Below are 2,616 nucleotides of genomic sequence, written 5' to 3'. Positions count from 1 at the left end.
ATCATTACTTAACATTGGTACGTTAAAATTAAAATACAACTTATTATTTAATAAAATATATTTCGTATACCTATCTAAGAGCATTCCATTACAGATTACTACCATGCGTAAACCTCTAATTTCTGCCATACTTTTACTGATGGGTAGTGTTAGATTGCTGGCGCAACTTGGTAACCCATTTATACAGTCCTTCCCTCCCGATGCTTACTACAGCAATACCTACATCTCCAGCCCGCAAAACTGGGGAATCATACAGGATAACCGGGGGATCATCTATGTCAGTAATACCACCGGGATACTGGAGTATGACGGCATTTCGTGGAAGTTAGTAGAAGGGACAGGCTACCAGGGGCGTTTTCAGTTTGCAAAAAACAGCGAGGGCAAAATCTTTGTCGGCAGCAACAACGACTTTGGCTATTTAGCGCCTGACTCAGCCGGAAGAATGCAGTTCATTACTTTGCTGCCATACCTGAAAGGAAAGTATCCGGACTTAAGTATAACTAAGATAACAGCGCTGGGCCGCGACGTATATTTCACTGACGGGCAGCAGATTTTCCGCTGGACCGGCCGGGATTTCAAGGTATGGAAAAGCAAAGCGGGTTATGCCAGTGTTTTAAATTGCCGCAACCGGTTGTATGCCATTGATAAAGCCAGAGGGCTGTGTGTACTGGAACAAGAACACTTTAAGCCTTTGCCCGGTGCAGCAGGTTTTCACAATTTAACTGTGACGGCACTCCTCCCGCTTCCGGCTACAAAGGCTTCCAAACAAAACTTATTCGCAGTCACGTTTGAGCAAGGCCTTTATAGGTATGAAGATCAGGCACTGCAAAAGCTGCCGCTGCCTCCTGAAGAAGGGCTGCATCAGGAGTACTTTATGCACGGTGTGACCCTAGCCGATGGCTCCATTGCGCTGGCAACCGTAACCAGGGGCGTAGTGATCATACACCCAAAAGGAGAGGTAAAAAAAATAATAAAAAAGGAAGAAGGCTTGCTTGACAACGCGGTTCTGTACCTCTACAGAGATAAGGAAAACGGGCTGTGGGCAGCTTTAAACAAAGGCCTCAGCCGCATCGACTACCCCTCCCCTGTCACTTTTTTAAACGAAACTTCAGGGTTGGATGGAATCGTGCTCTCTGTTTTGAAGAAAAATCAGTACTTGTATGCAGGTACTTCTTCCGGCTTATATATTGCAGATGAGGAAGCCGCAGAGCCCGAGTTTCATAAAATCCCGCAGTTGCAAAACGAAGTCTGGAAAATACTGGATTCAGGTGATACGCTGCTCATTGTTAGTACACCGGGGGTATATGCACTTTCAAACCAGGTATTAAAACAGGTCTCCCCTCTGGGGGCTGACATTATTTACAAGACCATTCACCGGTCCGGAAGAAACCCGAACAAGTATTACATAGGCTCTTCCGAGGGATTGGCTGCTCTTGTGCATCGCCGGGGCAGGTGGAAGTGGGAAGGCAAAATCGAGGGGGTAAACCACGATGTGACCTGGCTGGCTGAGGACAAAGCAGGTATGCTCTGGGCAACTTGTGACGACAATATCTCCTCGATTGATGATTCGAAGGAATATTGTTTACAACCCCCTGTCCAGAACTACAAACCCTCAGCTGAACTGGTAAAAAAATTACGCAGGCTAGAGGTGCAAAGTATAAACGGCAACATCTATTTCGGCACCAGCATCGGCATCTTCAGTTTGCAGAGGCAAGACAGGCGCCTGCTGTTAAAACCGGATAGCACCTTTGGTACTTTATTCGCTGACGGTACACGCGAAGCCATTAACCTGACCCAAGACCAGCATGACCGGGTATGGCTGACGTCGGAATTCAAGTCCGGGCCAGTACAAAAGCAACCGGATCGGGGTTACCTCTGGGATACTATCCCCCTCAGCAGGATGCCGAGGGTAGATGTCTGGACGATACACACAGACCCGGAAGGCATTGTTTGGCTGGGCACGACCGAAGGTATTTTCCGGTACAATCCTGCTATACCTAAAAACTATAAAACGCAGCAGCAAACCGTTCTCCGGAAGGTGAACCTGTTAGGAGATTCCACGATATTTCATGGCGCCTTTGACCACAAGGGTACTCCCACCATCAAACAACCCGCTCAATTCAATTTAACGCTCCCGCACGCCATCCGGTCGATCAGTTTCGAGTATGCAGCCACCTCATTCGATGCACCTGACCAGCTTGTGTACAGCTACATGCTGGAAGGTGAAGATAAGAAATGGTCCCACTGGACGGCGGAGACGAAAAAGGAGTTTACGGGTCTTGATGAGGGAGCGTATGTGTTCAAGGTGAAATCGAAAAATATCAATGGAACCCAAAGCCCGGCAACCGCTTTTGAATTCTCCTCCTTGCCGCCCTTTTACAGAACGTGGTGGGCGTATATTTTTTATGGCCTGTGCCTGATAGCGGGCGTAGTTGCCGTAGACCGCAGACAGCGCCGGCGGCTGATCCGAAAGGAGCGGGAAAAAGCCCGTGAGCGGGAGCTGGCGCATGCCCGCGAAATCGAAAAAGCATACCTTGAATTGAGACAAACCCAGAACCAGCTGGTGCAGAAAGAGAAAATGGCTTCGTTGGGCGAGCTTACGGCTGGCATTGCCCA

General features: G+C 48.5%; 1 protein-coding gene. It reads left to right on the top strand.

The window, feature by feature from the left end; genetic code table 11:
* Positions 1–139 precede the first annotated feature (139 nt).
* On the top strand, positions 140–2,616 hold a 2,477-nt coding region (locus OB13_RS19360), incomplete at its 3' end, for a triple tyrosine motif-containing protein (protein ID WP_461491832.1).

Source organism: Pontibacter sp. HJ8, from assembly GCF_054824225.1.
The sequence above is the reverse complement of the archived record's forward strand: the minus strand, read 5'-3'. Positions and strand labels throughout refer to the sequence as shown.